Annotated in this window: 21 protein-coding genes, 1 tRNA gene and 1 riboswitch; of the genes, 10 read left to right on the plus strand and 12 right to left on the minus strand. The window is 62.1% G+C overall.

Translation table 11 applies throughout. The annotated features are described in order from the left end of the window. Positions 1–3 precede the first annotated feature (3 nt). On the minus strand, positions 4–1,332 hold the full coding sequence (locus AC0NIE_RS00210) for an MATE family efflux transporter (RefSeq protein ID WP_473483720.1): 1,329 nt from the start codon (positions 1,330–1,332) through the stop codon (positions 4–6). 128 nt (positions 1,333–1,460) lie between these two features. Here AC0NIE_RS00210 and AC0NIE_RS00215 point away from each other — a divergent pair, with 128 nt between their 5' ends. Then, positions 1,461–2,363 carry a histone deacetylase family protein gene (locus AC0NIE_RS00215; protein WP_473483722.1) on the plus strand — a complete coding sequence of 301 codons (903 nt, stop codon included), beginning with the start codon at positions 1,461–1,463 and terminating at the stop codon, positions 2,361–2,363. An 80-nt stretch (positions 2,364–2,443) separates the two neighbouring features. Here the strand turns inward: AC0NIE_RS00215 and AC0NIE_RS00220 are convergent, their stop codons facing one another. Then, entirely contained in the window at positions 2,444–2,707 is a 264-nt protein-coding gene (locus AC0NIE_RS00220; RefSeq protein ID WP_473483724.1) for a DUF6460 domain-containing protein, read from the minus strand. Positions 2,708–2,967: 260 nt separating this feature from the next. On the opposite strand from AC0NIE_RS00220, the gene AC0NIE_RS00225 reads away from it, so the two are divergent. Further along, positions 2,968–4,839: an acyltransferase family protein gene (locus AC0NIE_RS00225; protein ID WP_473483726.1), complete on the plus strand. Its 1,872-nt coding sequence runs from the start codon at positions 2,968–2,970 to the stop codon at positions 4,837–4,839. Between the two features lie 79 nt (positions 4,840–4,918). Beyond that, positions 4,919–4,992, plus strand: a tRNA-Gly gene (locus AC0NIE_RS00230). A gap of 122 nt (positions 4,993–5,114) precedes the next feature. On the opposite strand, the gene AC0NIE_RS00235 is transcribed toward AC0NIE_RS00230, so the two are convergent. Together AC0NIE_RS00235 and AC0NIE_RS00240 are read right to left on the minus strand one after the other, a co-directional pair. After that, the gene (locus AC0NIE_RS00235) at positions 5,115–6,119 is read right to left on the minus strand and encodes a L,D-transpeptidase family protein (protein WP_473483727.1); all 1,005 of its coding nucleotides are present in this window, start codon (positions 6,117–6,119) and stop codon (positions 5,115–5,117) included. A 166-nt stretch (positions 6,120–6,285) separates the two neighbouring features. After that, on the minus strand, positions 6,286–7,275 hold the full coding sequence (locus AC0NIE_RS00240; protein ID WP_473483729.1) for a LysR family transcriptional regulator: 990 nt from the start codon (positions 7,273–7,275) through the stop codon (positions 6,286–6,288). Positions 7,276–7,590: 315 nt separating this feature from the next. Between AC0NIE_RS00240 and chvE the strand changes: the two genes are divergently transcribed. The 4 genes from chvE to araD1 all read left to right on the plus strand — a co-directional run bounded on the left by chvE (position 7,591) and on the right by araD1 (position 12,857). Further along, positions 7,591–8,655: a multiple monosaccharide ABC transporter substrate-binding protein gene (gene chvE / locus AC0NIE_RS00245; protein WP_473483731.1), complete on the plus strand. Its 1,065-nt coding sequence runs from the start codon at positions 7,591–7,593 to the stop codon at positions 8,653–8,655. A 100-nt stretch (positions 8,656–8,755) separates the two neighbouring features. Beyond that, the gene (gene mmsA / locus AC0NIE_RS00250) at positions 8,756–10,288 is read left to right on the plus strand and encodes a multiple monosaccharide ABC transporter ATP-binding protein (protein WP_473483733.1); all 1,533 of its coding nucleotides are present in this window, start codon (positions 8,756–8,758) and stop codon (positions 10,286–10,288) included. Further along, on the plus strand, positions 10,285–11,577 hold the full coding sequence (gene mmsB, locus AC0NIE_RS00255; RefSeq protein WP_123146578.1) for a multiple monosaccharide ABC transporter permease: 1,293 nt from the start codon (positions 10,285–10,287) through the stop codon (positions 11,575–11,577). Before mmsA ends, mmsB begins: the two co-directional genes overlap by 4 nt. 287 nt (positions 11,578–11,864) lie before the next feature. Then, entirely contained in the window at positions 11,865–12,857 is a 993-nt protein-coding gene (gene araD1 / locus AC0NIE_RS00260) for an AraD1 family protein (protein ID WP_123146576.1), read from the plus strand. A gap of 364 nt (positions 12,858–13,221) precedes the next feature. Here the strand turns inward: araD1 and AC0NIE_RS00265 are convergent, their stop codons facing one another. Together AC0NIE_RS00265 and AC0NIE_RS00270 are read right to left on the minus strand one after the other, a co-directional pair. After that, on the minus strand, positions 13,222–13,995 hold the full coding sequence (locus AC0NIE_RS00265) for an ABC transporter substrate-binding protein (RefSeq protein ID WP_473483735.1): 774 nt from the start codon (positions 13,993–13,995) through the stop codon (positions 13,222–13,224). Between the two features lie 93 nt (positions 13,996–14,088). Beyond that, positions 14,089–15,183 (minus strand): 2'-deoxycytidine 5'-triphosphate deaminase, encoded by a 1,095-nt coding sequence (locus tag AC0NIE_RS00270; RefSeq protein WP_473483737.1) that lies wholly within the window; start codon positions 15,181–15,183, stop codon positions 14,089–14,091. 124 nt (positions 15,184–15,307) lie between these two features. After that, positions 15,308–15,385: riboswitch (SAM riboswitch) on the plus strand. A gap of 74 nt (positions 15,386–15,459) precedes the next feature. On the opposite strand from AC0NIE_RS00270, the gene AC0NIE_RS00275 reads away from it, so the two are divergent. After that, entirely contained in the window at positions 15,460–16,650 is a 1,191-nt protein-coding gene (locus AC0NIE_RS00275; protein ID WP_473483739.1) for an O-succinylhomoserine sulfhydrylase, read from the plus strand. Between the two features lie 46 nt (positions 16,651–16,696). Here the strand turns inward: AC0NIE_RS00275 and AC0NIE_RS00280 are convergent, their stop codons facing one another. Continuing rightward, the gene (locus tag AC0NIE_RS00280; RefSeq protein WP_473483741.1) at positions 16,697–17,851 is read right to left on the minus strand and encodes a ceramide glucosyltransferase; all 1,155 of its coding nucleotides are present in this window, start codon (positions 17,849–17,851) and stop codon (positions 16,697–16,699) included. A 225-nt stretch (positions 17,852–18,076) separates the two neighbouring features. On the opposite strand from AC0NIE_RS00280, the gene apaG reads away from it, so the two are divergent. Then, positions 18,077–18,469: a Co2+/Mg2+ efflux protein ApaG gene (apaG, locus tag AC0NIE_RS00285; protein ID WP_095487997.1), complete on the plus strand. Its 393-nt coding sequence runs from the start codon at positions 18,077–18,079 to the stop codon at positions 18,467–18,469. Between the two features lie 159 nt (positions 18,470–18,628). On the opposite strand, the gene AC0NIE_RS00290 is transcribed toward apaG, so the two are convergent. The 3 genes from AC0NIE_RS00290 to AC0NIE_RS00300 form a co-directional block, all read right to left on the minus strand. Then, complete coding sequence (locus AC0NIE_RS00290) at positions 18,629–19,663, minus strand: Hsp33 family molecular chaperone (protein WP_473483744.1); 1,035 nt, start codon at positions 19,661–19,663, stop codon at positions 18,629–18,631. Between the two features lie 93 nt (positions 19,664–19,756). Continuing rightward, positions 19,757–20,668 (minus strand): ornithine carbamoyltransferase, encoded by a 912-nt coding sequence (argF, locus tag AC0NIE_RS00295; RefSeq protein ID WP_123146572.1) that lies wholly within the window; start codon positions 20,666–20,668, stop codon positions 19,757–19,759. A gap of 17 nt (positions 20,669–20,685) precedes the next feature. Further along, positions 20,686–21,885, minus strand: coding sequence for an acetylornithine transaminase (locus tag AC0NIE_RS00300; RefSeq protein WP_473483746.1), 1,200 nt, complete (start codon positions 21,883–21,885; stop codon positions 20,686–20,688). A 353-nt stretch (positions 21,886–22,238) separates the two neighbouring features. Between AC0NIE_RS00300 and AC0NIE_RS00305 the strand changes: the two genes are divergently transcribed. Beyond that, the gene (locus AC0NIE_RS00305; RefSeq protein ID WP_095493542.1) at positions 22,239–22,757 is read left to right on the plus strand and encodes a GcrA family cell cycle regulator; all 519 of its coding nucleotides are present in this window, start codon (positions 22,239–22,241) and stop codon (positions 22,755–22,757) included. A 61-nt stretch (positions 22,758–22,818) separates the two neighbouring features. Here AC0NIE_RS00305 and AC0NIE_RS00310 read toward each other — a convergent pair whose 3' ends face one another. Both AC0NIE_RS00310 and phoU read right to left on the minus strand, forming a co-directional pair. Next, a complete protein-coding gene (locus AC0NIE_RS00310) occupies positions 22,819–23,826 on the minus strand; it encodes a magnesium and cobalt transport protein CorA (protein ID WP_473483748.1) in 1,008 nt (335 codons plus the stop codon). 91 nt (positions 23,827–23,917) lie between these two features. Continuing rightward, positions 23,918–24,643, minus strand: coding sequence for a phosphate signaling complex protein PhoU (gene phoU, locus AC0NIE_RS00315; RefSeq protein ID WP_473483750.1), 726 nt, complete (start codon positions 24,641–24,643; stop codon positions 23,918–23,920). Positions 24,644–24,762: the final 119 nt, after the last annotated feature.

The raw sequence follows: 24,762 nt of genomic DNA on the forward strand, positions 1-24,762 counted from the left end.
GCTCTAAAACGCCGTCCGCATCCGCACACGCAAAATGATAAGCAGGCTGAAGCCGCGCACCAGCAGGAAGACGTGCAGCGCCGCCCACAGGCCGTGATTGCCGAAGGCCGGCGCCAGGATGAGCAAGGCCGCGCTGAAGACAAGGAACGACAAAAGCATCATGTTGCGCATGTCGCGCGACCAGGTCGCGCCGATGAAGACGCCATCCATCTGGAACGCCAGCACGCCGCTGAGCGCGGTGAACGCCGCCCAAGGCAGGTAGATGTCAGCAATGGCGCGAACGTCTTGTGAGGTCGTGATCAGGGCGACCAGATCAATTCCACCCAGCAAAAGGACAAGCGTCGCCGTGGCGGCCAGCCCGAAGCCCCACAACAGGGTCAGCCGAACCGCCTGCCGGAATTGCATTGCGGCACGCGCACCGACGGCCCGCCCGGCGAGCTGTTCGGCTGCCGTGGCGAAACCATCGAGGAAATAGCCGGCGATGAGGAAGACGTTCATCAGCACGGCGTTGGCGGCCAGCGTCACCGTGCCGAACTGTGCGCCCTGGCGGGTGAACAGCGCGAAAGCGGCGAGCAGCGAGAACGACCGGATCATGATGTCACGGTTGAGCGACATCATGCGCAGGAATGCCGACAGGTCGAGGATGCGATGGCGCGGCAGCCGGGGCGCTGCCCAGAAACGCCGGCCGATGATCGCCAGACCAAGCAGCATGGCGACGAATTCACCGGTGACGGTCGCCCAGGCGACGCCGGCAACGCCCCAGCCGAGTTCCAGCCCCAGCAGGATGCAGAGCGCAATGTTGATGCCGTTCAGCACCAATTGCAGCATCAGTCCCAGCCCGCCCTCGCCACGCCCCAGCACATAGCCGAGGATGGCGTAGTTGATCAGCGAGAACGGTGCTGCAAGCAGCCTGATGCGGATGTAGACGGCCATCGCTTCGCTGACGCGCGGCTCAGCGCTCATGAACCATTGTCCGGCGATGGCGACCAGTGGCGCAAGTGCGGCAAGCACGATGCCGGCGACGACCGCGATCAGCACAGCACGCCAGAACACCGCCTGTTCCTCCAGTTCGTCGCCGCGTCCGACAGCCTGGGCGACGAGGCCTGTGGTGCCGGAGCGCAGGAAATTGAAGGAGGTGAAGACGACATCGAAGACCAGGGCGCCAGCCGCCAGGCCGCCGAGAAGGGCAGCGTCGCCCAACTGCCCGACCACCGCAGTGTCGACGATGCCGAGCAGCGGCGTCGTCAGATAGGCGAGCGTCATCGGCACCGCGATGGCGAGCACCGAGCGATTGGTGACGACGAAAGACCGGCTGTTGGCCGTTGCTGACACCTGATCCAGGATCCCGCTTCCCCATTGCGGCTTGATCGAACAGCCGATGTGCCCCAGTTTCCGGACGCCGCGCAACCACTCATCCCACTACGGCCAACCGAAACCCGCCTCTGGCTCACCTGCCGCTCATGCTCCTGCAGATCGTTCATCATCCCGACTACGACGCCGGCTTCGCCGTCAACCATCGCTTCCCGATGAGCAAATACAAGCTGCTGATGGAAGCCTTGGGCGCGCGCGGACTGACCGGCCCCGCCGCGCTCAACGTGCCCGAACCGGCGCCGGCATCATGGCTGAAGCTTGCCCATGACACCGGCTATGTCGACCAGGTGCTGGCCTGCGAAGTGCCTGAAAAAATCGAGCGCGACATCGGCTTTCCGGTGAGCCCGCGCGTCTCGCTCAGGGCGCAGCTCGCAACGGGTGGCACCGTGCTGGCGGCGCGGCTGGCATTGCTGGACGGCATCGCCTGCAACACCGCCGGCGGCAGCCATCATGCGCGGCGCGCGCAAGGCGCCGGCTTCTGCACCTTCAACGATGTTGCGGTGGCTTCACTGGTACTGCTTGCCGAAGCTGCCGCCCGCAACATCCTGATCGTCGATCTCGACGTGCATCAGGGCGACGGCACGGCGGACATTCTCGGCGACGAGCGGCGCGTGTTCACGTTTTCCATGCATGGCGACCGCAACTATCCGACACGAAAGGTCGCTTCCGACCTCGACATCGCCCTGCCCGACGGCAGCGGCGATGCGGCCTATCTCGAAAGGTTGGTCGGCATCCTGCCGGAACTCACCGCCAGGGCGCGCTGGGACATCGTTTTCTACAATGCAGGGGTCGACGTTCATGCCGAGGACCGGCTTGGCAGGTTGTCGCTGTCGAACGAGGGGCTGCGTGCCCGCGACGACATGGTGATCCGTCATTTCCGCGCGCTCGGCATCCCGGTCTGCGGCGTTATCGGCGGTGGCTATTCGACTGACGTGGCGGCCCTCGCCGCGCGCCATGCCATCCTGTTCGAAGTGGCCTCAGGCTTCGCCTGAGCGCCTATCGTTTGGGCATGATCCTTTCCGAAAACCGGTTCCACTTTTTGCTACGCTGACCTTCGGTTCGGGATCATGCTCTATTTCCGATAGTTGGCGATCCTGAGCAGGATGAAGACCGGAATGACGATCGCCGCGCCCAGCAGGATATAACCGAGAAAACGGTCAATAGCACGGAAGCCCAGATTCCAGAGATCGACGATGAAATTCCGGATGCCGTAGAGCACATCCATCGGCGACCAGCCGAATGCGTTCATGACCAGCCCGACGAGGAACGATACCACCAGCAGCTTCAGGAAAACCCGGAGCGGCGTATCGCCGAGAAAGCGCGTTAGTGCGGACAAGGCGTGTCTCCAGATTCGGTTACAGGTCCAGAAATACGCACTTGCCGCGCTGGCATCAAGGCGGTCACCAACTCCAGTTGCCCCGGACAGCGGGTTGGCCGGATTGTCTGCTCGCCAGTCTTGACACCGATGCTGCAGTGCAGCAAAATTAGGCGACAGAGGGTGACCCGTTGATATCGATCTGCCAGACCCACTCGTATCGCCCGGTGATGGACGGACTGCGCCGTCTCGCCGTGACCTGCGAACACAGGACTTTTTGAATGAAGTACAGGCGCGATATCGATGGTCTTCGGGCCGTTGCGGTCCTGCCGGTTGTACTCTTCCATTTCGGAATCTCGGCAATTCCAGGCGGCTTTACCGGCGTCGATATCTTCTTCGTCATATCCGGCTACCTGATCACCGGAAGCCTTCTGGACGACCTTGAACGCGGCCAGTTTTCGATCATCAGCTTCTATTGGCGCCGTGCCCGGCGCATCCTGCCGGCTCTGATCTTTGTCACGCTTCTCAGCTGCATTGCGGCATTGTTCATTCTTCTGCCGTCAGATCTGCACGAATTCAGTCTCAGCGTCATAGCGGCCTCGACTTTCTGGTCGAACATCTATTTTTGGAAGACGTCAAATTACTTCTCCATCGATGCCGAGCTCCGACCGCTGTTGCACACCTGGTCGCTTTCGGTCGAGGAGCAGTACTATATCTTTGCCCCAATCCTGATGTTCCTGATCTATCGCTATTTTGCCAAGCGCTGGCTGACGATACTCCTGCCGATCATTCTCGGCAGCTTCGTGCTGGCGGTCATGGCGACATGGCTGGCGCCAAACGCGGGATTCTACCTGCTGCCGACACGAGTCTGGGAACTCATGCTGGGCGCGGTGCTCATGCTGAAACGGCCCCCGCCCTTGAGCAACCGGTTCCTTATGGAACTGGTCGGGCTTGCCGGATTTGGCCTTCTCGCCATCGGGTTCTTTGCGATCTCGGAGAGCGACCCCTTCCCGGGCTACAACGCTTTGTATCCTTGCCTCGGAACGGCCCTCCTTATCTATGTCGGCCAAAATAGCCCCTCGACGATCGCCAGCCGCATACTCGAAATTCGGCCGCTGGTCTGGATCGGCCTCATCTCCTATTCGCTGTATCTTGTTCACTGGCCGATCAATGCGTTCGCGCACTATCTTTCGTTACAAAAACTCGACCTGTCGATGACCGTTGCGATGACGGTTGCAAGCTTCGCATTGGCTGCATTTTCCTGGAAGTACATCGAGCAGCCGTTTCGGCAGAAAAGGAGCTTCACCGCCCCGGTGCCGATCTTCGCCTTTTCAGCGGGCGCAATCGCTCTTCTTTGCGTTGGCGGGGCGGCCGGGGCGCTCGGCAACGGCTTTCCGCAACGGTTTCCGGACTATGCCCAACAGCGGATTCCTGTCGGGGACTGGGGCAATGGCACCTGTTTCAACGAGGGCTCCAGCCGGATCGAAAGCTGGAATATCGAGGATTGCACGCGCACTCGCGGCTTCCCAACAACCGTTTTGTTGTGGGGCGACTCGTTCGCCGCCCACTATGTTTCAGGCCTGGACGCCAACATAAATCAGCTCCAGGCCAACATCGTGGAGTATACTTACGCAGGCTGTCCACCGATCCTCTCTTACTTCTCCTATGCACGCCCGGATTGCATGCCGTTCAATCAGCAAGCCCTGAAGATCGTCCAGGACGCCGGCATCAAGACGGTTGTACTCAGCGGTCGGTGGACCGACTACGAGGCCAGAAGTTTCGACGGTCTCCAGCAAACGATCGATACGCTTCGTGGTCTGGGCGTGCGCGTGTTTGTCATCGGCCAGTCCCCGCAGTTCATAACCGATGTTCGAAAAATCGCGTTCTTCGCAAAGCGCGAAAATCTCGATGATACATCGTGGCCAATGGCCATGGATCCCGGCATCAACAACCGTGTGCGCGCATTTACCAAAGGCGCCACCTTTATCGATCCGCTGAATTTCCTCTGTAGTGCAGGACGCTGCTCCTACGCCGACGCAGGCCAGTTTCTTTATTTCGACTATGGCCATTTCTCTTCAATCGGCGCCACGCTGGCAATTTCGAAATACTGGCCGGCTTTTGCCGCAGACGATGCCCTTGCCACGACGGAGTAACAGTCGGGCGGCTGGCAAGGCACGAGTGCGCGCTTAACCATTGCCCGAACGCCGGCCTGCGTGGTAACGAGGCTGCTGCGCGGGTATGATGTAATGGTAGCTTGTCAGCTTCCCAAGCTGAACGCGCGGGTTCGATTCCCGCTACCCGCTCCACCTTGCTCGCAAAGGGTTTGTGCCTGGAACTCCCGACCCGTCCCTTTCGACTTGGGATCTCGAAGGTTCACAAATTATCTGCGATTTTCCTCAGGAATAGCCTGCAAGAGCAGGTCTGCTGGCTACGGAGCGAGCTCGTCGACGGCATGGGCGATCTCGTTCTTGAACTCGACTTTCGTGCCCGGCTGCACGATAGAGCCAAGGTCTTCGGCATCCCAATTGGTCAGTCGGATGCAGCCATGCGAGAAGGTCGTGCCGATCTTGCCCGGGTCGGGCGTACCGTGGATGCCGTAGCTTTCGATGGAGAGATCGATCCAGACCGATCCCACGGGATTGTTCGGCCCGGCAGCGATGGTGAAGGGCCGCTTGGTCCGGACTCCCTTGAAAGCGAAGTCCGGATCGTAGTGATAGGTGGGGTTGCGCACCACGCGCTTGACCTCCGCCATGCCGCTTGGCGCCGGGTTTTCATCGCTGCCAATCGAGGCGGGGTAGACTGCGAGCCATTTGCCGGAAGAATCGAGCACGCGCACCAGGCGAGCGCCCTTGTCGACCTCGATGCGGGCAACACCAGCGGGAGGATCGCCCCGGCCAATATCAGGCACCACCAAGGTCGTGCCGGCCTTCCTGAAGCCTTTGCCCGGATTGAGCATCCTGAGCAACTGTTCGCTGACATGGAAGCGCTCCGCCAGCTTCTCCACCGCGGTGCGATAGCCGAGCCGCCGCCGACGGGCCATCCTCTCCATGCGAGCCGGGATACGCCTGGTGAAGGGTCCGCGCACATCCTTGCGCGTCACCTCATAGGTGACCAGCACCGGGTCGGTGGAAGTTGCCATGAGCTTGTCCCAGGTCTCCCGAGTGAGCTTGCCGTCGGAATGGAGTCCGTTCGCCGCCTGAAAGGCGCCGATCGCCTTGGCGAAGTTCTCTGAAAGCCGGCCGTCGATCAGGCCCGGCGAGAAGCGGGCGCGATCCAAGAGAATCTGCGCCTTCAACACGGTCGGATCGGCATCCTTCGGTTCGCCGGCGGCGAACTGGGCTTGATTGACGGTGGTTAGGTCCAGCTTGGCTGCCCGCGCTCCGCCGCAAGCCAGGGCAAGCATCGCGGCGAAAACGAGGAGGAGCCTGATCATCGATAGTCTCGCTGGGGCTGCAACAGGAGCCCGCTTCTATGACGCGGCACGGCCCTGTGTGGTTCCTTCGCTCGAGGATATTCTGAATTGAAGCGACATGACCGAAGACCGTGCAGCTGCGATAGCTATGCAGTGGATCGGCAATGGATTGCTTGATTTAACGCCGTCAGCCTACCTCTCTCAAAATGAAGTCGTGCAGCATCTTGGCTGCCGGCGACAGCGCGCGATTTTTTACTGTGATCAGGCTATAAGGCCTGACCTCGATGTCGAACTCGGTCTGGACGACGTCGATGGCGCCGGCCAGCCCCTCGGGGTTCTGGATGAATTTCGCCACCTGGATCGACACCGGCGCGATGGCGTCCGACTGCGCGACCATGACCAGGGTCAGGAGCAGCGAGCTGGTGTTGAGGATGCGGTCCGGCAGCGCGATGTTGCGGTTCAGGAAATTGCTCTCCATCGCCTGGCGCAGCGGCGAGCCGCCCGACTGGAAAACCCAGTCGTAGGCGGCGGTCTCCTCCAGCCGCACCGCCTTGCCCTTAGCCAGCGGGTGGCCGCGGCGCACGATCAGGCAGGCTTTTTCGACGCCGATGACGCGGGCCTCGAACAGCCGTGGATTAAGGTCGTCGGGGATGCGCGCGATGATGAAATCGTGACGCGTGGCGATCAACTCGCGCGCCAGCACATTGGAGGTCTCGACCTGCATTGTGATCTCGATACGCGGATAGATGCGCCGGATTTCGCGGATCGCCGGCACGGCGAGCTCGATCGCAGGGGCCGTCACCGCGCCCAAGAACACCGAGCCGCCCTTGCCCGCCTTGAGCTCCGATATCTCGCGGTCGACTTCACGCATCTCGAGCAGGATCGAACGCGCGCGCCTCGCCAACGCCTTGCCATAGGGCGTCAGCGTGATGCCGCGCGGCAGCCTTTCGCACAGCTTGACATCGAGCACCGCCTCCATCTCGGCGATCATGCGCGAGGCGGCGGGCTGGGAAATGTTCATGACCTGGGCTGCCGCGCTGACCCGGCCATGGTCATCGAGGGCTGCGATCATGCGCATGTGGCGAAGACTGAGGCCGCTGCGCAGCAGGGTCTCACTCCTGCCGGGACTTTCGCCATAACCATCTGAAAGTCCGTTAGGATCCCATAGCGCCGCCATGATCTCCGTTTGCTCCTCGCTCGTGGCCGGCCGGCAATCCGGCCAGATCTTTTGTCCACTTTCAGTATATCAGTTTGGGTATAGCAACCACCAAAGATCGCATTTGACAGTTATGGCAAAGAGCCACACCCTTGGCGCGTCCTGAGGCTTGACCGTCGCCAGCGAGAAAAATCGCATCGACTGGAACCGGAGTCTCAGGGCCGATTGGGAGGATACCGGAGATCGATATGACGGCAGCGGCGCGTTTGGCGCTCCTGCGCGATCGCGCGGCCCACGAAACCCAGGGTGCGCGTCCATCAACCAGGGAGAGTTAATGTGAAGATCATCAAGACACTGGCCGCCGTCGCGGCCCTTAGCATCGCGGCCATGACGGTCCCGGCGCAGGCAGGCGAAGGCCTCATCGGCGTGCTGATGCCGACCAAGACCTCGCAGCGCTGGATCAACGACGGCGACGCCGTCAAGTCCCAGCTCGAGGCTCTGGGCTACACTGTCGACCTGCAATATGCGCAGGACGATATCCCCAATCAGCTCAGCCAGTTGGAAAACGAAATCACCAAAGGCCCGAAGGCACTGATCATCGCCTCGATCGACGGCACCACGATGTCGGACGCCCTGCAGAAGGCGGCTGACGCCGGTGTCGTCGTCGTCGCCTATGACCGGCTGATCAAGAAGACCGCGAATGTCGACTACTACACCACGTTCGACAATTTCGGCGTCGGCGTCATCCAGGCGAAATCGCTGCTCAAGGGCCTCGGCTATCCCGAAAACAAGGGTCCATTCAACATCGAGCTGTTCGGCGGTTCGCCGGACGACAACAACGCCTTCTTCTTCTACGACGGCGCGATGTCCGTTCTGCAGCCGCTGATCGACGACAAGACCCTCGTGGTGAAGTCCGGCCAGATGGGCATGGACAAGGTCGGCACGCTCCGCTGGCTGGCAGCGACCGCCCAGGCCCGCATGGACAATCTGCTCTCCGCCAACTACTCGGATGGCAGCCGCGTCGATGGCGTGCTCTCGCCGTATGACGGTCTGTCGCGCGGTATCATCGCCTCACTGCGCGCCGTCGGTTACGGCACGGCCGATCAGCCCTGGCCAATCGTCACCGGCCAGGACGCCGAAACCGCTTCGGTCAAGGCGATCATCGCCGGCGAGCAGTACTCGACGGTGTTCAAGGACACCCGCGAACTCGCCAAGGCGACGGTCGAACTCGTCGACAAGGTGCTCTCGGGCGGCAAGCCGGAAGGCCTCGACACCACGACCTACAACAACGACGTCAAGGTCGTCCCCTCGATCTTGCTGACGCCGCATGAGGTCGACAAGTCGAACTACCAGGCGCTGGTGGTCGATTCCGGCTACATCAAGGCCGAAGAGCTGAAGTAACCGCAGTTGTAAAAACCGGGGTCCTGCGCTGCGCAGGACCCCTTTTCGTTAGCGAGCGACACCGGTATTGTTTCCGGACCTCGGAGGAGTGGTATTCCTGATGGCCTCGACGATTTTGGAGATGCGTGACATCACCAAGACGTTTCCCGGCGTCAAGGCGCTGTCGAATGTCAACCTCAGCGTCGAGGAAGGCGAGATCCACGCCGTTGTCGGCGAGAACGGCGCCGGCAAGTCGACGCTGATGAAGGTGCTGTCGGGCGTGTATCCATCCGGCACTTATGACGGCGAAATCATCTATCGCGGCGATGAGTGCCATTTCAAGGGCATCCACGACAGCGAGCGCCGCGGCATCGTCATCATCCACCAGGAACTCGCGCTGGTTCCGATGCTGTCGATCGCCGAAAACATCTTTCTCGGCAACGAGCACGCCAGATACGGTGTCATCGACTGGAACGCCAACGAGACGCGCACCAGCGCTCTGCTCAAGAAGGTGGGCCTTAAGGAAGACCCCAAGACGCTGATTACCAATATCGGTGTCGGCAAGCAGCAATTGGTCGAGATCGCCAAGGCGCTCAGCAAGGAAGTGCAGCTGCTGATCCTCGACGAACCGACGGCGAGCCTGTCCGAAAAGGACAGCCAGGCGCTGCTCGACCTGCTGCTCGAATTCAAGCGGCAGGGCATCACCTCGATCCTGATCTCGCACAAGCTCAACGAGATCAACCGGGTCGCCGACAAGGTCACGATCATCCGCGACGGGCGGACCATCGAGACGCTGCCTAAGAAAGACATTTCGGAAGACCGCATCATCACCTCGATGGTCGGCCGCTCGCTAGACGACCGTTATCCGTCGCGCGAGCCCGAGATCGGTGAGATCGTGCTCCAGGTGAGGAACTGGTCGGTCTATCACCCGATCCATGCCGAGCGGCAAGTGATCAAGGGCATCGACATCGACGTCCGCAAGGGCGAGGTGGTGGGTATCGCCGGGCTGATGGGCGCCGGACGCACCGAATTCGCGATGAGCCTGTTCGGCAGCTCCTATGGCCGCCGCATCACGGGGGAGGTGCTGCTCAAGGGCAAGCCCATCGATGTCTCCTCTGTCAGCAAGGCAGTGGAACACGGCATTGCTTACGTCACCGAGGACCGCAAGACCTACGGTCTCAACCTGATCGATCACATCAAGCACAACATCACGCTGGCCAATCTTCCCGGCGTGTCGCGCCATAGCGTGATCGATGACATGCGCGAGCTCGCCGTCGCCAACGACTACAAGGCCAAAACCAACATCCGCTCGTCCAGCGTTTATCAGATGACCGGCAATCTATCGGGCGGCAATCAACAGAAGGTGGTGCTGTCGAAGTGGCTGTTCGCCAATCCGGAGGTGCTGATCCTCGACGAGCCGACGCGCGGCATCGACGTTGGCGCCAAGTATGAAATCTACACGATCATCGCGCGTCTCGCCTCGGAGGGTAAGGCGATCATCGTCATCTCGTCGGAGATGCCCGAACTGCTCGGCATCACCGACCGCATCTATGTCATGAACGAAGGACGTATCGTCGGCGAAATGGCGGCGAGCGATGCCAGCCAGGAAAAGATCATGCGCGCCATCGTTCGCGGAGAAGGAAAAGCATCATGAGCACCGAAAGCGCTCCCGTCCCGAAAAGCGGCGTCGCCGAAGATGTGCAGCAGGGTCCGCGCGTTGCCGTCTCGGCGCTGGTCACCAACCTGCGCGAATACGGCCTGATCCTGGCGCTTATCGCCATCATGGTATTCTTCCAGTACACGACGTCCGGAACGCTGTTCAAGCCGGTGAACTTGAGTAACCTGGTGCAGCAGAACAGCTTCATCATCGTGATGGCGCTGGGCATGCTGCTGGTGATCGTCTCCGGCCATATCGATCTCAGCGTCGGGTCCGTCGCCGGTTTCATCGGCGCGCTGGCGGCGATGATGATGGTCATCTGGCCTCTCGGCCCTTTCAGCAATCCGCTGGTGGTGTCGATCATCTGCCTGATCATCGGCGGCGCGATCGGCGCGGGACAAGGCTACTGGATCGCCTATCACCGAATACCGAGCTTCATCGTCACGCTGGCGGGGATGCTGATCTTCCGCGGCATCTGCCAGGCGCTGCTGGGTGGCGGGTCTTCCGTGGGGCCGCTCCCAGCCGGCTTCAAGGCGCTCAGTTCCGGCTTCATTCCGGACGTGATCGGCTCGTTGACGCTGATCCCGCCGGTCGTGAACGCTGCCGGCAAGACCATCGTCGGCAGCGGGCTGACGCTGCACATGACGACGATCGTGATCGGCCTCGTTGCCGTGCTCGCCTATGCCTATTTCGGACTCAGGGCACGGCGCAGCCGCGAGCGGCATGGCTACCAAGCCGAACCCTTCACGCTGTTCGTCGTCAAGACCCTGGTGACCAGCGCTCTGGCGCTGTTTCTGGTCTACCAATTCGCCACCTACAGAGGTCTGCCAATCGTTCTCGTGGTGATGGGCGTGCTGATCGCGCTGTTCGTCTTCGTCACCAAACGCATGACGGTCGGCCGCCGTATCTACGCAATGGGCGGCAATGCCAAGGCGGCGCAGCTATCGGGTATCAAGACCGAGCGGCTGACCCTGATGGTGTTCATCAATATGGGCGTGCTCTCGGCGCTCGGCGGGCTGATCATTGCGGCGCGCCTTGGCCAGGCGGTGCCGGCGGCCGGCCTCGGCAGCGAGCTCGACGTCATCGCCGCCGTGTTCATCGGCGGCGCTTCGGCGATGGGCGGCGTCGGTCAGGTTATTGGCGCGGTGGTCGGCGGTTTCATCATGGGCGTCATGAACAACGGCATGTCGATCATGGGCGTCAATGTCGATTGGCAACAGGTGGTCAAAGGCCTGGTGCTGCTCGGCGCCGTGGTCTTCGACGTCTACAACAAGAACAAGGCTTGAGGGCGAGGGAACTCATGCAGGTCGCCAAACGTGTGCAGCGTGTTGGGACAACGACATGCATAAAAACAAGGATTAAAGCGGGCCGCCTTTCAAACGCGGCGCGCGTTTAGGAGGCACGGGTCACATCGCGGCGCTGCCGGGCGGCGCAAAGAAGTCCCTCAGGGACCGGGCCCGCGAGCGCAATCCGGACGAACAGTTCACCAGTGGCGCGGATACTATCCGAGCCGCGCTGGTCAAGGTTTGCCAACCCGGCAGCCAGGCCAAAGGCAATTGAGAGAGGGTACATCATGCTGATCTCCCAGATCCTCGACGACGCAGAGACCATCCGCGTCGTTGCCCGCAACGGCGGCAAGACCCGAATCATCAACGGCGCCCGCAGCGTCTATTCGCTGGCGATGGAGGCCGCGCGCACAGGCACCGGACTTGTCGCCCTCATCGAGCGCAAGGGCTTCGGTGAAGCGGTCGACCTCGATGCCGCCTACAAGAAGGGGCGGCTGTTGTCACCAATCAACCATCCCGACCCGGCGCATCTCCACCTCACCGGCACCGGGCTGACACATCTCGGCTCCGCCGCGACCCGCGATTCCATGCACAAGAAGCTCAGCACCGACGGCGAGGAGCAGCTCACCGATTCCATGAAGATGTTCCGCATGGGGCTGGAAGGTGGCAAGCCGGCCAAGGGCCAGACGGGCGTGCAGCCGGAATGGTTCTACAAGGGCAACGGCACCATGGCGGTGGCGCCCGGTGCGGCACTTCTGTCGCCCGCCTTCGCCGAGGATGCCGGCGAGGAGCCGGAAGTCGCCGGCATCTATGTCATCGGCGACGACGGCGCCCCTTTCCGCGTCGGCTTCACGCTGTCAAACGAGTTTTCCGACCATGTCACCGAGCGCGTGAACTATCTTTTCCTCGCGCATTCCAAGCTGCGCAACGCTTCGTTCGGGCCGGAGATCCTGATCGGCGAACTGCCGTCCGACGTCAGGGGTACCTCGCGCATCGTCCGCGACGGCAAGCTGCTGTGGGAAAAGCCATTCCTGTCGGGCGAGGCGAACATGTCGCATACCATCGCCAATCTCGAACATCACCACTTCAAATATTCGGCCTTCCGCCAGCCGGGCGACGTGCATGTGCACATGTTCGGCACGGCAACGCTGTCCTTCGCCGACGGCGTCAGGACCGAGGCCGGCGACGTGTTCGAGATCGAGGCCAAGGATTTCGGCCTGCCGCTACGCAACCCGCTTGAAATCGAGCAGCCGGTGAAGGTGGCGGTGAAGGCGCTGTAAGGTGGCACCTCTCCTTCTCCCCTTGTGGGAGAAGGTGGCCGAGCCCACGGGTCTTGCCTCCGGCAAGCCCGAGGACAGGCTCCGCTCGGTCGGATGAGGGGTGTTGCAGGGAACGCCAACCCATCATTCCGTCCAGCACCCCTCAACCGTCTTGGCGCTGCGCGCCAATCCACCTTCTCTCACAAGGGGAGAAGAGAAGGACGCGCGAAGCATACCGACCTCAATAAATATCGAAATCGAAATATTTGGCCTGGATCTTCTTGTAGGTGCCGTCTGCGACGATCGCATCGATCGCGGCATTGAGCTTTTCGCGCGTCCTTCTCCCACAAGGGGAGAAGAGAAGGACGCGCGAAGCATACCGACCTCAATAAATATCGAAATCGAAATATTTGGCCTGGATCTTCTTGTAGGTGCCGTCTGCGACGATCGCATCGATCGCGGCATTGAGCTTTTCGCGCAGCGCACTGTCTTCCTTGCGCACGGCGATACCGGCTTCGGTCTCGGTGCCCTTGACGTCGCCGACCATCTTGCAGCAGCCGTCGCTCGACTTCTTCATCCAGTCCATCAGCACGAATTTGTCTGAAAGGACGGCATCGAGACGGCCGTTCATCAGGTCGGCGACCGCCTCCTCCTGGGTCGGGTAGAGCTTCGCCTCGGCGCCGGCCTTGCTATAGACATCCTGGGCATAGTCGGCCTGGGTGGTCGAAGCCTGCGCGCCGACTGTCTTGCCGGCGAGTGCTGCGGGTTCGGTCGAGGCAATATCGCTGTCCTTCAAGGCCACCAGCGAAAGCGGCGTCGTATAGTATTTGTTGGTGAAGGAGACCTGCTTCTTGCGCTCCTCGGTGATGCTCATGGACGCGATGATGGCGTCGAATTTCCTGGCCTGGAGCGCTGGGATCATGCCGTCCCAGTCCTGCGTGACAAGTTCGCATTCGACCTTCATCTGAGCGCAAAGCGCATTGGCAATGTCGATGTCGAAGCCGACGAGCTTGCCATCCGCGGTGATGGTGTTGAACGGCGGATAAGCGCCTTCGGTGGCGATCTTCAACTTTTCCTGTGCTTGCGCCGACAAGGACCCGGCAGCCATCACCAGCATGGCAGCTGCTGCTGCCGATGCGATCCATCTTGAAATCTGCATTTCTTGTTCCCTTGGTTCCAACCACCTTGACGGTTGGGCACAACCAAGCACGGCCTACAAGGTCAGGCAAGCACAGTCTGATTTAATCGGCGATCAGCGCGCGACGCGGAAATGCTTGGACAGTTTCAGGCCCTGTGCCTGGTAGTGCGAGCCGAGATCAGTGCCGTAGAGCGCCTGCGGCCGCTTCAGCATGTGCTCGTAGACCAGCCGCCCGACGATCTGGCCGTGGTCGAGGATGAACGGCACTTCGTGGCTGCGCACTTCGAGCACCGCCTTGCTGCCGGTACCGCCGGCCGCCGAATGGCCGAAGCCCGGATCGAAGAAACCGGCATAGTGAACACGGAATTCGCCAACCAGCGGATCGAAGGGCGTCATCTCGGCGGCGTAGAGCGGCGGCACATGCACCGCTTCCTGGCTGACGAGGATATAAAATTCGTCCGGATCGAGCACCAGTTCGCCGGCGCCGCTCTTGTAGAGCGGATCCCAGAAATCGACGACATCCTGTGCGGCGCGCTTGTCGACATCGACCAGGCCGGTGTGGTGCTTGCCGCGGTAGCCGACCAGCCCGTCCTTGTCGCCATCGAGGTCGATCGACAGCGCAATACCGCCGCCGGAAATATTCGGTGGCTCGGTGGCGACGAGCGTCTCGGCACGGTGCAATTCGTGCAGCTCGCTTTCCGACAAAAGCGCATTGCCGGTGCGGAACCTGATCTGAGACAGCCGCGAGCCGGCGCGGACGACGATCGGAAAGGTGCGCGGGCTGACCTCCAGATAGAGCGGGCCGTCGTAGCCGGCAGCGATCTTGTCGAACTCGTGGCCACGATCGGTCATCACGCGGGTGAAGATGTCGAGCCGTCCGGTCGAGCTCTTCGGGTTGGCGGAGGCGGAGATGTTTGCCGGAAGCGCCAGGCTCTCGAGCAGCGGCACGATATAGACGCAGCCCGTCTCCAGCACCGCACCATCGGCGATATTGATTTCGTGCAGCTTCAGACGGTCGAGTTTTTCAGCAACCCTGTGGCTGGGGCCGGGAAGGAAGGAGGCGCGCACCCGCCAGGCCTTGTCGCCAAGCCTGAGGTCGAGGCTGGCCGGCTGGACCTGGTCGGCATCAAGCGCGCGCGGCGACTTCAGCGCGCCCGACTGGAACAGCGCGGAAATGTCCTGATCGGGAAGAATGCCTGTCTGCCGCAAGTCTGGCTCCGCTCGAAGGCCGGGCGAGGTCTCGTTTTGTTGCAGGTCCTTGCCACGGAATCTGCTGGTACAAACCTCTTAATCATGCCGGCAATTGACGCAAGCGCGGTGCAGGTCTAAAGGGTCGTTATCCCGTGGTGATTTGGCCGGTCGGCTTGCAGCCACGTTAAACAAGTCGCTAAAGGACCGTCGGGCCGAAAGGCCGTATGGACCGGTTGCGACTTTCGCGGCCGGTTTTTTTGTGTTTGGACCATTTCTGGTGTTTGGAACAAGGTGATGACGAGCAACAAGCGCAACTGGAAGCCTCAGACCGCCCTCGTGCATGCGGGAACGCTGCGTTCCGGCTTCGGCGAAACCTCCGAGGCGATGTATCTCACGCAAGGTTATGTCTACGACACGGCGCAGGCGGCGGAAGCCCGCTTCAAGGGCGAGGAACCGGGCTTCATTTATTCGCGCTATGCCAATCCGACAGTCGACATGTTCGAGAAGCGCATGTGTGCGCTGGAAGGTGCCGAAGATGCCCGCGCCACCGCATCCGGCATGGCGGCGGTGACAGCGGCGTTGCTGTGCAGCGCCAAGGCCGGCGACCACATCGTGGCGGCGCGCGCGCTGTTCGGCTCCTGCCGCTGGGTGGTCGAAACGCTTGCGCCGAAGTACGGCATCGAGGCGACGCTGGTCGACGGCACCGAAATCGCCAATTGGGAAAAGGCGGTCAGGCCCAACACAAAGCTGTTCTTCCTTGAAAGCCCGACCAATCCGACGCTGGAAGTCGTCGACATCTCAGCCGTCGCCTCACTTGCGAATTCGATCGGCGCGCGGCTGATCGTCGACAACGTCTTTGCCACGCCCCTACAGCAGAAGCCGTTGCAGCTCGGCGCCCATATCGTCGTCTATTCGGCGACCAAGCACATCGACGGCCAGGGGCGCTGTCTCGGCGGCGTCATCCTGTCGGACAAGAAGTGGATCGACGAGAACCTGCACGACTATTTCCGCCACACCGGTCCCAGCCTGTCGCCGTTCAATGCCTGGACGCTGCTGAAGGGCCTGGAAACGCTGCCGCTGCGCGTGCGCCAGCAGACGGAAAGTGCCGGCCGGATCGCGGACTTCCTCGCCGAGCAGCCGGAGATCGCCCGCGTCATCTATCCCGGCCGCGCCGATCACCCGCAAGCGGCGGTCGTCAAGAAGCAGATGTCGGGCGGCTCGACGCTGATCTGCCTCGACGTCAAGGGCGGCAAACAGGCGGCTTTCGCCTTCCAGAACGCGCTCGATATCGTGCTGATCTCTAACAATCTCGGCGATGCCAAGAGCCTGATCACCCATCCGGCGACGACGACGCACAAGAATCTGAGCGATGAGGCGCGTGCCGAACTCGGCATCGGGCCAGGCACGCTCAGGCTGTCCGTCGGCCTGGAGGACACAGACGACCTGCTCGAAGACATCGAGCAGGCACTGAAAGCCGCCAGATAGGGATACGCGCCGAACAGCTTCGCTCGAATCGTCAAGCCAAGCGCGGTCAGGCGCCCGACGGGGTCTCTTCCAATTCCGCACCGGCGCTGGTGTGGATGGTCATCGTGTTGCCGCGCCAGTCGACGGCACCGCTGAGCCAGCCGCGCACCCAGATGGCGGGAAGCATCACGTCCCGCGCAACCATCGCCGGGATAATGCGCAGCGACAGGTGCCAGCCCTTGGCCGAGGCGAGAGCGCATTCCGGGAGATAGGCGACTACCAGCACGGCAACGGCGGTTGCCGACAGGCTGAAGCCGGCGCCTGCTGCAGCAACCAGCGCAAGCACCAGCGGCGGCGCCGCTCCGATCAGGATCTCGGGCGCGAAGAACAGGGGGAAGGTGACGCGGCGCAGGCGTGCCCAGCGGGCCTGACGCGACCAGATTTCGCCAAATGTGCGCAAACCGAGCGGCTGCTCGAAGGGCGAGGCGACAAGATTGACGCGCAGTCCAAGCCCGTTGACCAGCTTGGTCGCGGCGGCATCCTCGGCAATCTCGGCGGCAAGCGCACGGATGCCGCCATTGGCGTCGAGCATGGGCTTGTTCCACAACATGCTCTTGCCCTGGGCGAAACCGAGGCCGAGCGCCTCGCCGGTATATTGCCAGCGCGCCTGCAGCGTGTTGAGGAAAGCGCATTCGACCTCCGCCCAGAACCCGTCCGGCCGCGAGCCGATCGGCGTCGAGCAGACAAGGCCAGTGTCCGGCCGCCATGCCGCCATCAGATGCTGGACATAGTCCCTCGACATCAGGACGTTGGAATCGGCAAGGATGACCCAGCGGTGGCGCGCGGCCTCCCAGCCCTTCACGCAATTGTTGAGTTTCGGATTGCCGCTGATGCGGTCGTCGCCGACGAGCAGCCGGGCCGGCACGGCTGGAAAGCGGGCAATCGCGTCGGTGATCGGCCCGACCACCGGGTCATCGGCATGGGCGACGCAGAAGATGAGCTCATAGCGCGGCCAGTCGAGAGAGAAGGCGCGCTCGAGCGTTTCCTCGGCAAACGGTTCGACGCCGCGCGACGGCACGACGATCGACACCGGCGGCGCCTTGCCGGCTGCCGGCGTGATCCTGCCAGGCCGCTTCAGCTTCAACGAAGCGAGCAGGATGCTGGCGAGATTGACAAGAAGCAGAGCTGTGGAAAGCAAGGCGGCTGTGACTGTCAATTCCATCGATATCTGGTCACTCCAGAAAAAACCGGCCGCATGAAAGCCGTTTCAACAGTTCGACAGAATGCTGAGTCGCCCGGCCCTGCACACCATCATTGTCATGTGTCACTTAAATGACATTGTTCTTCGGCACCTGCGCGCAAAGCAGGCGGGCAGCGACGGGAAGCACCCCGTTGACCAAACTGCGGAGAGCGTCGAGAGTTCCGTCTACATATTGTGGAGTAGTCTATGTACAGCGCCGTTACGCGCAACATCGAAGTACAGGTCAGGCCGTTCTATCTGGAAGATCGCTCCGACCCGTCGGAGAACCGCTATGTCTGGGGCTACCAGGTGACCATCGACAACCAGTCGGATGAATTCGTGCAGCTTCTGTCACGCTATTGGCACATCACCGACGGCACCGGCCGGGTCGAGGAAGTGCGCGGCGCCGGCGTTGTCGGCGACCAGCCCGAACTCAACCCCGGCGACAGTTATCAATACACGTCTGGGTGCCCGCTCTCAACGCCATCCGGCATCATGGTCGGCCACTACACGATGCGCAACAAGCGGGGCGAGACGTTCGATATCGCCATCCCCGCCTTTTCGCTCGACCTGCCGGGCACGCGGCGCACCGTCAATTGACGCTCACTTGGGTTCCTCGCCCTCGCGAAGCGGGGAGAGGTGGCCCCACTCCGTGGGGGCGAGGAACCCAAACTCTGCGAAGGCACCGCACCCGGTATTTGGCGATTCCTACTTCCATTGGAAGAATGCCAGCGGGCAGATCAGCAGCACTGACGCTCGTTATTGCGCGGCGGCAAACTCCGCCGGGTCGAAGTCATATTGTTTCGAGCAGAATTCGCAGGCGACGTGAATGCCGCCATCCTCGGTGCTGTCCCTGATCTCGTCGGCGGAGAAGCCTCCGAGAATGCCGCGGATCTTGTCCCTGGAGCATGAGCACTGGTCGGCAACCGGTACGCCGCCGAAGACGCGCACGCCGTGCTCGTGGAACAGCCGGTAAAGCAGCCGCTCGGCGCCGATCGTCGGGTCGATCAGTTCCGTCGGCTCGATGGTGCCAAGCAACGCCAGCAGTTCCTGCCAGGAATTGTCGGCCGGATCGTGGATCTCCTGGCGCGGATCGCCGTCGCCGCCCGGAAGATCGGGCACGCGCATGCGGTCCGGCGATTGCGGCAGGAACTGCGCCAGGATGCCACCGGCACGCCATTGCTCGCGGGCGCCGCCGACGCCGGGCGTCAACAGCTTGGCCACCGTGAGCCTGAGATCGGTCGGGATCTGTTCCGACTGCCGAAAATAGGTGCGCGCGGCCTCCTCCAGCGTCTCGTCGTCGAGCTGGACGATGCCCTGATAGCGCTGCGTGTGGGCGCCCTGGTCGATCGTCAGCGCCAGGACACCGCTGCCGAGCAGCGTCTGCTGCGAAGTTTCGCCGGCAGACGTCAGAGCCTCCAGCCGGTCGGCGTCGAAGCGCGCGTAGGCGCGTAGCGCATGCGGCGTGGAAAAATCCGCCACCAGCATATCGACCGGTCCGTCTGTGCGGGTCTGCAGGATGAACTTGCCTTCGAACTTGAGCGAGGTGCTGAGCAGCACCGTCAGCACGCAGGCTTCCGCCAGCAGGCGAGCGACCGGCTCGGGATAGTCATGACGGCTGAGGATCGCGTCGAGCATCGGCCCGAGCTGGACGGTGCGGCCGCGCACGTCGAGCGGGCCGACCTCGAAGGGCACGACATAATCGTCGCCGGCGTAGCCGAATTCGCCGAGTTTGGGTTGTTGTTCAGCCAATTGATGAGTTTCCAACATGACAAAGCTCCAGGGCGCGGCCATGCCGCCCTCCGGGGCGCATGCGTCGAAACGCGCTCGATTTGCGTGATGCGCCTGAGATAGGCACCACGCAGTGCCGGATCAAGGTGGCCCGGATCAAGCGCCCAGACACCAGGCCAAAACCGCCTTCTGGGCGTGGAGCCGGTTCTCGGCCTCGTCGAACACTACCGAATGCGGCCCGTCGATGACTTCGTCGGTGACCTCCTCGCCGCGATGCGCCGGCAGGCAGTGCATGAACAATGCGTCCGGCTTTGCCTTCGCCATCAGCGCCGCATTGACCTGGTAGGGTGAGAAGACATTGTGGCCGCGAGCACGGTGCTCCTGGCCCATCGACACCCAGCAGTCGGTGACGACGCAGTCGGCCTCGTGGACCGCCTCCTCCGGCGAGCGGGTGAAGTGCAACTTGCCGCCATGCGCCGTCGACCAATCGACATGCTTCTGCGCCGGCTCGCTGCCTTCCGGCACGGCGACGTTGAGGTTGAAGCGGAACCGCGCCGAGGCCTCCAGCAGGGAATGCAGCACGTTGTTGCCGTCGCCGGTCCAGGCGATTGTCTTGCCGGCGACCGGACCGCGATGCTCCTCGAAGGTCATGATGTCGGCCATCAGTTGGCAGGGGTGGGTATCGTCGGTCAGCCCGTTGATGACGGGAACGGTGGCGTTCTCGGTCAGCTCCAGCAGCCGGTCATGCGATGTGGTTCGGATCATGATCGCATCGACATAGCGCGACAGCACCTTGGCCGTGTCGGCGATGGTTTCGGAGCGGCCGAGCTGCATCTCGGTGCCGGTCAGCATGATGGTCTCGCCGCCGAGCTGGCGCATGCCGACGTCGAAGGACACGCGCGTGCGCGTCGACGGTTTGTCGAAGATCATCGCCAGCACTTTGCCTTCGAGCGGTTTTGTCCGCTCGCCCGCCTTGAGCCTTGCCTTTCGCACCACGGCATCGTCCAGCATGAAGCGCAGATCGCCCTCGGAAACAGCGGAAAGGTCAGTGAAATGGCGAAGGCTCATTTGGGGTCTTTCGACTGTTACTTCGCGGCAGCCGCGGCGATGGCATCGGCCAGGCCCCGGGCGCCGGCACGGATGCGGTCGAGCGCCTCATGGATCTCGGCGTCGGTGACGGTGAGCGGCGGCAGCAGGCGAAGAACGTTGTCGCCGGCCGGAACCGCAAGCAGATGCTGGTCGCGCAACGCCATGTTCACCTTGGTGTTGGGTGCGGCGCATTTCAGGCCGAGCATCAGGCCGGAGCCCCTGATGTCTTCGATGATGTCAGGAAACTCGTCGGCGACGCCCGCCAGCCCCTGCTTCAGCAGCAACGCCTTGCGCTGGACATCCTCCAGGAAGCCGTCTTCCAGCACCACGTCGAGCACGGCGTTGCCGACCGCCATCGCCAGCGGATTGCCGCCGAAAGTCGTGCCGTGCACGCCGGCGGTCATGCCGACGGCCGCCTCGTCGGTGGCGAGACAGGCGCCCATCGGGAAGCCGCCGCCGATGCCCTTGGCAACCGCCATGATGTCGGGCGTGACGCCAGCCCATTCATGCGCGAACAGTTTTCCGGTGCGGCCGATGCCGCACTGGACCTCATCGAAGATCAGGAGCAGGCCATGCTGTTCGCAGAGCTGCCTCAGCCGCTTCAGCGACTGCGTCGGCACCGGGCGGATGCCACCCTCGCCCTGCACCGGCTCGATCAGTATCGCGGCGGTCTCTGATGTGATCGCCCTTTCGGCGGCGTCGATGTCGTCGAAGCCGACCTGGTCGAAACCTTCGACCTTGGGTCCGAAGCCTTCCAGGTATTTATACTGGCCGCCGGCGGCGATGGTCGCCAGCGTGCGGCCATGAAAGGCGCCTTCGAAGCTGATAATGCGAAAGCGCTCGGGATGGCCCTTGACGAAGTGATAGCGCCGCGCCGTCTTGATGGCGCATTCCAGCGCCTCGGCGCCGGAATTGGTGAAGAACACCTTGTCGGCGAAGGTGGCGTCGACCAGCCGCTCGCCCAGACGGCTCTGCCCCGGAATCTCGTAGAGGTTGGAGACATGCCAGACCTTGGCCGCCTGCTCGGTGAGTGCCGAGACCAGATGCGGATGGCTATGGCCCAGCGAATTCACGGCGACGCCGCCGCCAAAATCGAGATATCGCTCGCCCTTGTCGGTGACCAGCCAAGTGCCTTCCCCATGGTCGAAGGCCAGGGGTGCGCGGGTAAAGGTCTCGAAAAGCGCCGAACCGCTCATTATATGCGTCTCCGGAACCGGAAAATCAAAAAGCCGCCAAAGCGGCGGCCTTGCGGCTTATCGTGTTTTTCGGCCATGAAGTCAACGAAAACGTCGCGCAAGGACGCGCGGCAAGCTCTCCAGCGAGACGCCGGCTCATCAGCGACCGGGCAAGTTGGGGAAAACCGAAAAAACTGATTCGTGTTGGCCCTCAGACTCTTGTCACTGAGTCAGCGCATAAGGTAATTGTAGTCGAGAAATAACTAGATTTCGTGCGGCGGACCTAATCACCCGATATATGTGGTGTCTGCCCGGCGGAAGCCGGATCGTGGAAGGATTCCGATCGCCGCACATTTCAGCAGGAGCGCGGTCTCATGAATTGGACTGACGAGCGGGTCGAACTTCTTAGAAAATTGTGGTCGGAGGGACTGAGCGCCAGCCAGATCGCGGCACAGCTCGGGGGCGTCAGCCGCAATGCCGTCATCGGCAAGGTGCATCGGCTGAAACTGTCGGGCCGCGGACGCTCGACCGCCACGCCGGCACGCCAGAAGAAGAGCGTGCAAGGATCGAGCGTCCAGAAATCGGTGTCGCGGGCGGCAAGCACCGCGCGACATATCACCACGTCGATCGGCGCGACCGCGCTGCAGGCGCAATTCGACACCGTACCGGTGGCGCGTCATTACGTCCGTCCGGTCGAGAACGTCGTCGTGCCGATCTCGCGGCATTTGCAACTCGTCGAGTTGACCGAGCGGACATGCAAATGGCCGAATGGCGATCCGCTTTCGGAAGAGTTCCATTTCTGCGGCAACGACGCGGCCGAAACCGGACCCTATTGCAAGTACCACGCTCGCATTGCGTTTCAGCCCGCTTCGGAGCGGCGGCGCAGTCGCTGAATAGCGAATAGCCTTTGCGAAAAGCGCAAGGTCGTTTCTTGCCCTATTCCCTTTCTTTTCTTCACAGCCAGCCGCTCTTGCGGAAGCGCCAGTAGAGAACCGAGCAGACCAAAATAATCGCTCCCAGAACGACCGGGTAGCCATATTCCATCCTAAGTTCCGGCATGTCGTTGAAGTTCATGCCGTAGATGCCTGCGAGCGCCGTCGGCACCGCCAGGATTGCAGCCCATGAGGCGAGCTTCTTGGTGATCGCCGTTTCCTGGCTCTGGCCAACCAGGAGGCTCGCCTCGAAGGCAAATGCGAGCACCTCCCGCAAGCTGTCGATCTTCTCCTGGACGGTGCGGATGTGGTCGGTGACGTCGCGGAACAGCGGGTGCATGGCCGCATGGATCTGCGGCAGGTCGGCGCTGGTCAGCCGGCGGCAGACTTCCACCAGTGGCAGCGCGGCGTTGCGCAGGCGCAAGAGATCGCGGCGCAGCATGTAGAGCCGCTCTATGTCGGAGCCGGTCATCGGCTTCAGCAGAACCCTGTCCTCGATCGCCTCGACCTCGTCCTCGATCTGCTCGAGCACCGGCATGTAGTTGTCGACGATGAAATCGAGAATGGCATAGAGGACGAAATCCTCGCCCTTGGCTAGCGAATGCGGGCAGCTTTCCCAATGCTGGCGAACGGCGGCATAAGAAGTCGACGGACCGTGCCTGACGCTGACGATGTAGCCGGCGCCGACAAACAGATGCGTCTCGCCGAAGGTGACGCGCCTGTCGATCAGTTGAGCCGTGCGGGCAACGATGAACAACGCATCGCCATATTGCTCGATCTTCGGCCGCTGATGCGGATGCTCGGCGTCCTCGATCGCCAGATCGTGCAGGTGGAATTGCGCCTGGACGCGAAGCAACAGGTTGCGGTCCGGCTCCAGCAGGCCGATCCAGACGACATGGCCTGGCTTCTTGGCCCATTCGCCAGCTTCCTCGATCGGAATGTCGGCGACACGCCGGCCGGCGGTATAGACGCTGGAAGCGACGATGGCCGATGTCGGCGGGGCCGGCGTCAGGTTCCGAACGGTTTCCATCGCTACCTCCTGGAGGCATGGCCTCGGGTCAGGATCAGGAACGTTCGGTAAAGCTTAGCCTAAATCAGCAATGGGTTCGAGAGGCAGCCGTTCACTTCGCCGGTAGCGTTACGGGAAGCACAATCTTGTCTGTCTTGTCGCCCTTCGGCCGCTCGGCCGGCATCTGGTCGCCGGTGACGATGTAGTAGATCGTCTCGGCGATATTGGTGGCGTGATCGCCGATCCGCTCGATATTCTTGGCGCAAAACAGCAGGTGCGTGCAAGGCGTGATGTTGCGCGGATCTTCCATCATGTACGTCAGCAACTCGCGAAACAGCGAGGTGTACACGGCGTCGATCTGATCATCGCGATCACGCACCAAGCCGATCTTTTCCACCGAGCGCGACGCGTAGACGTCGAGCACTTCCTTGAGCTGCGTCAACGCCAGGTCGGCCAAGGCCTCAATGCCGCGGAACAGGCTGGTCGGCTGGCGCCCTTCTATGACGGCAACCACGCGCTTGGCGACATTCTTGCCGAGGTCGCCGACCCGTTCGAGGTCCGCCGAGATGCGGATCGCGCCGACGATCTCGCGCAAATCCGTCGCCATCGGCTGGCGCTTGGCGATGATGATGATCGCCTTGTCGTCGATCTCGCGCTGCCCTTCGTCCAGAACGGCATCGTCACGGATGACTTTCTGGGCAAGACCGGGGTCGGCGTTGACCAGGGCCGCGATCGCCTGTTCGACCATGCGTTCGGCATGCCCGCCCATCGCGGCGATGCGCTTCGACAGATATTTCAGCTCCTCGTCATAGGCGCTGACGATGTGCACGGACTGCATAGAGATGCCTTCCCGGGGTCTTCTGGTCCGAGTCGTTTCCTCGAATCCCCGCTGATACGCTAGCCGGATGACAGAAAAAAGAAACCGTTAGAGCGACGTGCGTCCACTTGGAGACAGAG

The organism is Mesorhizobium sp. WSM4842, from assembly GCF_055901575.1.

Excerpts from the sequence above, each read along its gene's own strand:
- AC0NIE_RS00215 (WP_473483722.1), top strand. The coding sequence starts at position 1,461 with ATGCTCCTGCAGATCGTTCATCATCCCGACTACGACGCCGGCTTCGCC.
- AC0NIE_RS00225 (WP_473483726.1), top strand. The coding sequence starts at position 2,968 with ATGAAGTACAGGCGCGATATCGATGGTCTTCGGGCCGTTGCGGTCCTG.
- AC0NIE_RS00235 (WP_473483727.1), bottom strand. The coding sequence starts at position 6,119 with ATGATCAGGCTCCTCCTCGTTTTCGCCGCGATGCTTGCCCTGGCTTGC.
- AC0NIE_RS00240 (WP_473483729.1), bottom strand. The coding sequence starts at position 7,275 with ATGGCGGCGCTATGGGATCCTAACGGACTTTCAGATGGTTATGGCGAA.
- mmsA (WP_473483733.1), top strand. The coding sequence starts at position 8,756 with ATGGCCTCGACGATTTTGGAGATGCGTGACATCACCAAGACGTTTCCC.
- mmsB (WP_123146578.1), top strand. The coding sequence starts at position 10,285 with ATGAGCACCGAAAGCGCTCCCGTCCCGAAAAGCGGCGTCGCCGAAGAT.
- araD1 (WP_123146576.1), top strand. The coding sequence starts at position 11,865 with ATGCTGATCTCCCAGATCCTCGACGACGCAGAGACCATCCGCGTCGTT.
- AC0NIE_RS00265 (WP_473483735.1), bottom strand. The coding sequence starts at position 13,995 with ATGCAGATTTCAAGATGGATCGCATCGGCAGCAGCAGCTGCCATGCTG.
- AC0NIE_RS00275 (WP_473483739.1), top strand. The coding sequence starts at position 15,460 with ATGACGAGCAACAAGCGCAACTGGAAGCCTCAGACCGCCCTCGTGCAT.
- AC0NIE_RS00280 (WP_473483741.1), bottom strand. The coding sequence starts at position 17,851 with ATGGAATTGACAGTCACAGCCGCCTTGCTTTCCACAGCTCTGCTTCTT.
- apaG (WP_095487997.1), top strand. The coding sequence starts at position 18,077 with ATGTACAGCGCCGTTACGCGCAACATCGAAGTACAGGTCAGGCCGTTC.
- AC0NIE_RS00290 (WP_473483744.1), bottom strand. The coding sequence starts at position 19,663 with ATGGCCGCGCCCTGGAGCTTTGTCATGTTGGAAACTCATCAATTGGCT.
- argF (WP_123146572.1), bottom strand. The coding sequence starts at position 20,668 with ATGAGCCTTCGCCATTTCACTGACCTTTCCGCTGTTTCCGAGGGCGAT.
- AC0NIE_RS00300 (WP_473483746.1), bottom strand. The coding sequence starts at position 21,885 with ATGAGCGGTTCGGCGCTTTTCGAGACCTTTACCCGCGCACCCCTGGCC.
- AC0NIE_RS00305 (WP_095493542.1), top strand. The coding sequence starts at position 22,239 with ATGAATTGGACTGACGAGCGGGTCGAACTTCTTAGAAAATTGTGGTCG.
- AC0NIE_RS00310 (WP_473483748.1), bottom strand. The coding sequence starts at position 23,826 with ATGGAAACCGTTCGGAACCTGACGCCGGCCCCGCCGACATCGGCCATC.
- phoU (WP_473483750.1), bottom strand. The coding sequence starts at position 24,643 with ATGCAGTCCGTGCACATCGTCAGCGCCTATGACGAGGAGCTGAAATAT.